This window comes from Vibrio sp. 10N.222.52.C3 (assembly GCF_041474195.1).
In the GTDB taxonomy this organism is placed as follows: domain Bacteria; phylum Pseudomonadota; class Gammaproteobacteria; order Enterobacterales; family Vibrionaceae; genus Vibrio; species Vibrio crassostreae_C.
The window spans coordinates 25,916-33,005 of record NZ_JBFRTQ010000093.1 but is presented as its reverse complement, the minus strand read 5'-3'; the positions used below and the strand labels follow the sequence as shown (position 1 = coordinate 33,005).

Below are 7,090 nucleotides of genomic sequence, written 5' to 3'. Positions count from 1 at the left end.
ATCACACTTTTAAACTTAATTAATTTTAAACATCAAAATTATCATTAATATTGGTTTTGCGATCGTAAGTAACCTGACCAATACGCCTTGAAGAGCACCCCATATTAGAAGTCAGAACTGCTTGCGAACCTTCATTTATAACCCCGACACAGAAGTGATTAAAATGAAAAGTAGTTTTACTAAAAACACTCTTATTACAAGCTGTATTCTTGCTGCCTTAAGTACCACTGCCCACGCGGAAGAGTCCGCAGCAAACCACAGTGATACTCAGCCTCCTCAGACAGAAACTGAAACCCTATTTAACTTTTATGGTGAGCTTGGCCTTGGTGGTCACGTGGCACTCGAAGGTGATGATAAAGGCCGCTACGCAGACGGTACTTACATTGAAGCTGGCTTGGCTATCGAGCACGGTAATTGGTTTGGTCTTGCTTATATGGAGGGCTGGACAGTACAAGCCGATGACGAAGGCAATGCTTGGGCAACGGGCCACGGCTGGGGCGGTTTTGAAGGTGGTTTCAACCGCTTTTACGCTGGCTACCGCACAGATAACAAAACAGAATTCATGATTGGTCGTATGGACTCTTCATTAGATGACGTTCAATGGTGGGGTGACCCTACGGTTGAATACGGCTACGCGATCTCAAACACGCGAGACGTGCACCTTGGTGTGAAGATTCAAAACCTAGAAGGCAAGCTTCGCTACAGCGTTTCTTTCGCGCCAGAGTCTGACTTCTCGGAAGACGATGCTCTTGTTCACTTCGGTAAATACGACAGCTTCGCAGACCAATGGAAAGATAAGAACGCCATGGTCAATGGTTACCTTCAATACGATCTGACCGACGACTTAACCCTAATGGGTGGTGGTGAAGTTCGTAACAACGATGGTGGTGAACTATTGCTATTGGGTGCTGAGTACAAAAACTTCGCCACTCGTGTTTGGCACGATACAGATAAAGGCAACCAAGAGTCTTTCGGTAGCGAGTCTGGTATTCAAACCAGTGCATGGTACGAAGCGGCACAAGGCGTTTACCTATCTGCAGCCTACAACTACGCAAACTTTGACGGTGACAATGGCGACAAAGAAATCACCTCTTACATCAATGCTGGCGTTTGGTATGAATACGGCAACGGCGCGTTTGCGACTGCTTTCGATAGCCGCTTTGGCGTAGGCAGCGACACTGAAATCGGCGACGCTCAGGTGTTCGCAATGCAATACTTCTACTGGTAATAACAGGAATTGATCATGAAACTGAATAAATCATTCGCAGCTCTCGCTATCGGTGCAGCCCTTGTCGTTACTGGTTGTGCTTCAAACTCAATCTCTGGCTCAGGCTCAGGCTCAGGCTCAGGCTCAGGCTCTGACACAGAGCAACTGCAAGCCAACGAATTTAAGAACGTTATCGACCGTACTGGCTCACCTGAATACATGCGTGACTACGACTTCGATGACCACCAACGCTTTAACCCATTCTTCGACCTAGGTGCATGGCACGGTCATCTGCTGCCAGACAGTGCAGAAGGCATGGGCGGATTCCCAGGTACAGCACTGCTTACCGAAGAATACATCAACTTCATGGCTGATAACTTCGACCGCCTAAGCGTGTTCAAAGACGGCAAAAAAGTGGCTTTCACTATGGAAGCTTATAGCCTACCGGGCGCATTGGTTCAGACGCTAAAATCTGACGATGTGACCGTAGAAATGACGATGCGTTTTGCTTCAAACCGTACCTCTCTGCTAGAAACAAAAATCACTACCGACTCACCGGTTGAATTAGTGTGGGATGGTGAACTGCTAGAAAAGACGCACGCCAAAGAAGGCGTGGCACAAACCGACAAAACAATCGCTGAAACTTACCCTGAGTATGACCGTCAAATCGTCGCAACCGACGATGGCCTAAAGGTGACCTTCGGTAAGGTTCGTTCGACATGGGATCTACTGACTTCTGGTGAGTCTGAATACCAAGTTCACAAGTCGATTCCAACGAAAACCACGGTTGATGGTTTAGCGTTTACTTCAACGGCAAACATTGAAGCATCGACGACTATCTACACCACATACTCGCATGTTCTAACGGCAGAAGAAGCGCAAGCGGAACAGCCTGAAATCAAAAAGATCATGGCAACCCCTACCGACTTCTTAGCCGCATCAGCAGAACGTTGGGAAGGCTATCTTGAGATGGGTTTAACCAACCCGAACGCGACACCAGAGCAAGAGCGTGTTGCGGTTAAAGCGATGGAAACCCTAAACGGTAACTGGCGTGGCGCTGCAGGTGCGATGGAGTTTGACTCTGTGACACCATCCGTGACGGCACGTTGGTTCTCGGGCAACCAAACTTGGCCTTGGGACACATGGAAGCAAGCCTACGCAATGGCTCACTTCAACCCAGATGTAGCGAAAGATAACATCCGCGCGATGTTCGCTTACCAAATTCAGGCTGACGATGCCGTTCGTCCTTGGGATGAAGGTTACGTGCCCGATCTACTCGCTTACAACCTAAGTCCAGAACGTGGCGGCGATGGCGGTAACTGGAATGAACGTAATACCAAACCAAGCCTAGCAGCATGGGCAGTAATGGAAGTCTACAAAACCACCAGCGACGAAGCTTGGCTACAAGAGATGTATCCAAAACTAGTGGCATACCATGATTGGTGGCTACGCAACCGTGACAACAACGGCAATGGCGTTCCAGAGTATGGCGCTGCTCGTGACAAAGCACACAACACACCTGAAGGTGAAATGTACTTCACCGTGGTTCGTGGCGATAAGCACGAAACAGTCGTAGGACAAGCAGCACTGGATAAAGTGGTAGCAGAAGGCAACTACGATTACATCGAGAGCCCAGCTCAAACCGCTGCGTCTTGGGAATCAGGTCGTGATGATGCAGCAGCCTTCGGTTTCATCGATAAAGACCAGCTAGACGCGTACGTTGCTAACGGTGGCAAGCGCAGTGATTGGGATGTTGAATTCGCTCAAAACCGCGCTGAAGACGGCACTTTGCTTGGCTATTCATTGCTGCAAGAGTCCGTTGACCAAGCAAGCTACATGTACAGCGATAACAAGTACCTAGCAGAAATGGCTGACATTCTAGGTAAAGACGCAGAAGCGAAAGAGTTCCGTGAAAAAGCAGAGCACCTATCGAACTACATCAACACCTGTATGTTCGACGAAGGCACTAACTTCTTCTATGACATTCGTATTGAAGACAAGCCTTTAGCCAATGGCTGCGCAGGCAAACCGATTGTCGAGCGTGGTAAAGGCCCTGAGGGTTGGTCACCACTGTTCAACGGTGCAGCAACACAAGCTCACGCTGATGCCGTGGTCTCTGTGATGAAAGATACCTCAGAGTTCAACACCTACGTTCCACTGGGCACAGCAGCGCTTTCTAGCCCAGCATTTGGCCCAGATATTTACTGGCGTGGACGTGTATGGGTAGACCAGTTCTACTTCGGCCTAAAAGGTATGGACAGCTACGGCTACCGTGACGATGCGATTGAAATGGCAGGCGCATTCTTCGACCACGCCGATGGCTTGGTACAAGACGGTCCTATCCGTGAGAACTACAACCCGCTAAACGGTGAACAACAAGGTGCTCCAAACTTCTCTTGGAGTGCTGCCCACCTATACATGTTATACAACGATTTCTTTACTGACGCAGAGTAAATCAAACCTATACCTGTCTTCTGGAATTCAATGAAAAGATAACCTCATAAATTTCCAGCTTTGGCACTCAGTATCTCGCTGAGTGCCTTTTTTATACTTGAAGCCAAATGAGCTAAAAAAACAAGCATTTAGATCATTTGGCCTACTATGATCCTTTTACTCAATTCGCTGCACGTTAGCCTTTATCACCACAATGGAAGCGCACCTGATAATGGTAATGCTCTTTCAATAATTTGAATTCATCATGGACACTTGGCGTCCACGAGTCATCACCGCCAACCCCCATATGGAAGCCATCGACATAAACAAACAGCTGTTCTTGTTCGGTTAAGTCACAAGTATGTTTTGCCTTCTGTAGCTGCTGTAACCCAAAACGACTGACTGAGAAATGGAAGTCTCCTTGCAATTCGAATGCACCCACTTTTGCCTCACGAACATCACAACGTAAGCCGCAATCAGAAGGGAAAATATACGGGGTATGCATTTGTTCAATACTTTGCTGATATAGCCCCATATGTGCGGACATCTTTCGATCTGGGTAGTTTTCGTGTGGCCCACGACCAAACCATTCCACCCCATCAGGCACATGCTTCAAAGCAAACTCAAATCCGACTCGTGGCAGAGACGGCAAACCTTTCGCCGCTTGAACATCCACATCTAATTTGACCTCACCATCGGCAAATAATTGGTATTGCCAAGTCGACAACAAACGAACCTGATCTTCCACCGTGTGGGCAATTCTTGCAGTCACCGACACCCTATTTTTCTGAGTGATGGATGAAAATTCGATGCACTCTGGAGTGAGCCTATCTAACCTCATCGCCTGCCAGCGTGCGATCCATGAATTGGGGTCTACACGGTTTGCTTCACTGACACCGATATCGTTGTCTAATGGTGCACGATAAAAGTTATCTCGAAGGCCACTAGCAAGTTGTTCCACCCCTTTGATTTTCCAGCTTTCTAATGTCCCAGACAATCTGTCGAACTCTACTTGATAAGCATCACCAATCACCGTCAGCAGCATATCGGTTTCAGTCACTTTCGGTGGGTATTGTGAAAGGTTAGCATCCAACATCAATTGCGGTTGAGTCGGTAAGCTAAGCTGTTCAATCGCCGTCACATGACCTTTATCCGCCCATGCAGTATTGGTGTTTAATACCACTTCGAGATTAAGGTAATTAAGTACGTTGGCCGTCTTCGGAATAGTTACACCATCAAGCTCAATCTGCACACTGGATTGAGCTTCAACAAACAGTTCAATACTGCCATGACATTGAACAATTCCATCTTGAGTTATATTCCAATTAAGCGTTTCGACAGACTCTGAATCAAATAAATACTCACTAGCAATCTCAATCACCAGTGGTGATGCAGAAACCAGCTTGAATTGATAAAACTGCTGTGCTTTTTTCACTTCATGTAGCGTTGGGTGCACCGTCCTGTCTGGGAATACCAAACCATTAATGCAGAACTGGCGATCATTAATCTCGTCGCCGAAATCACCACCATAGCCCCAATATTGTTTGCCGCTCGAATCGGTTTTGGTGATCCCTTGATCGACCCAATCCCAGATAAATCCGCCCTGTAATCTTGGGTTGTCTCTAAACGCCTGCCAGTATTTATCAAAGCTACCGAGACTGTTCCCCATTGCATGGGCGTACTCACAGAGAATAAGAGGACGATGCTCGTTTGGTAGAGCGATAGCTTTACGAATACCCACGCGAGGTGTCACCTCAGGTTGACTCTCAACCACAGGTAAATCCCAATCAACCCGCGCATACATAGGACATAAAATGTCTGTCGCTGCTGTATCTGCCCCGCCACCTTCATACTGAACGGGACGTGTTGGATCAGTTTGTTTCACCCATTGATACATCGCATGGTGATTGCGACCAATACCCGATTCATTACCCAGCGACCAAATGATCACGCTGGCGTGGTTTTTATCGCGCTCCACCAGCCTTGTCATTCGTCTCATGTACGCATTCAACCATGACGTATCATCGGATAAACGGCACATCGGAAATTGACCATGAGTTTCCACATTCGCTTCATCAACCAGATACAGACCATACTCATCACATAGTTCATACCACAATGGATGATTCGGATAATGAGCGGTTCTAACGGCATTGAAGTTATTTTGTTTGAGCAGTTTGATGTCTTGAATCATCCCCTCTCGAGTCATGGTGTGCCCCAATTCAGGGTGATGTTCATGACGATTGACGCCACGAATCAGCAACGGTTTTCCGTTAACTTTTAGCAAACTATCGGTAATTTCAACACTTCGAAAGCCGACATCGTAAGCCTCACAATCGATTAGCTCGTCATGTTCATCGAGCAATGACACCACACAGCGATATAAGTAGGGTGACTCGGCACTCCACTTGTTCGGGTTCACCACTGAAATGCGGTGTTCTGCGACTTCAGACCACGGCCCTTTTTCATCGACATAACGCTCACCAAAACCCACGATTTGAGGTTCGAAAACCAACTGTCCTTGAGCATCATAAAGTTCAGCTTTCAGCTTATAGCAGCTTTCTACATCATTGCTGTGCTTGGTTATTTGCGTAGAAATATTTAAAACCGCATCGCGATAGCAAGCATCTAGCTGAGTATCAATACCAACATCCTCGATTGCGACCTTGGGCTTTCTCAATAAAGTCACATCACGGAATATGCCGCTGAGCCACCACATGTCTTGGTCTTCAAGATAAGAACCATCAGACCAACGCAGCACCATCACTACCAGCGTGTTCTCGCCCGCTTGCAAGTATTCAGACACGTCAAATTCAGCCGGTAATCGACTGTCTTGCGAATAGCCAACCCACTTGCCGTTGCACCACAAATGAAATGCAGAATTCACGCCGTCGAAGGTCAGCCTATGGGTATCTAATAACTCCGGTTCCGTGCAGTTAAAACGCGTTCGGTAGAGCCCTGTCGGATTATCGCTAGGGACGAAGGGAGGGTTATCAGCGAAAGGATATTTCACATTGGTATAGATCGGTTTATCAAAGCCTTGCATCTGCCAGTTGCTTGGCACTGAAATCGACTTCCATGAAGAATCATCAAAATGTTCCGATACTACCTCTTCGCAAACCAACTCTGGTGAATCGAACAGCTGAAACTTCCAAGTCCCATTGAGAGACATAGTGCTCGACGAGTTCTTCGTCATAGCCTCAACCAACGAGGTGTAACTATTTAAAGGAGCATGAGCCTCAACAACATTATGATGGGTGATGTGTTGATTTTCCCACTCACGGGCAGAGATGATTTGAGAGAAAGTTCTCATGACGTGTTCCTTACCAAAAGCCGTTTAACGTGAACCATTGCAAGTGATGCTCAGCGCCTCATTGCGTTCAAACATTACGAACGCCAACTAAACAGCTCTTGCAATAATCCCTTAAGAGAAGAAAAAAAGCCGCAGCC

At 47.2% G+C, this 7,090-nt stretch carries 3 protein-coding genes; 2 read left to right on the top strand and 1 reads right to left on the bottom strand.

Translation table 11 applies throughout. The features are described from left to right. Window positions 1-163: 163 nt before the first annotated feature. Window positions 164-1,228 (top strand): protein YgjJ, encoded by a 1,065-nt coding sequence (ygjJ, locus tag AB4517_RS15310; RefSeq protein WP_004734431.1) that lies wholly within the window; start codon window positions 164-166, stop codon window positions 1,226-1,228. 15 nt (window positions 1,229-1,243) lie between these two features. Further along, window positions 1,244-3,661, top strand: a complete 2,418-nt coding sequence (gene ygjK / locus AB4517_RS15305) for an alpha-glucosidase (RefSeq protein WP_372148575.1) — start codon at window positions 1,244-1,246, stop codon at window positions 3,659-3,661. A gap of 175 nt (window positions 3,662-3,836) precedes the next feature. Here the strand turns inward: ygjK and AB4517_RS15300 are convergent, their stop codons facing one another. After that, complete coding sequence (locus AB4517_RS15300) at window positions 3,837-6,953, bottom strand: beta-galactosidase (RefSeq protein WP_372128700.1); 3,117 nt, start codon at window positions 6,951-6,953, stop codon at window positions 3,837-3,839. Between the last annotated feature and the right edge of the window lie 137 nt (window positions 6,954-7,090).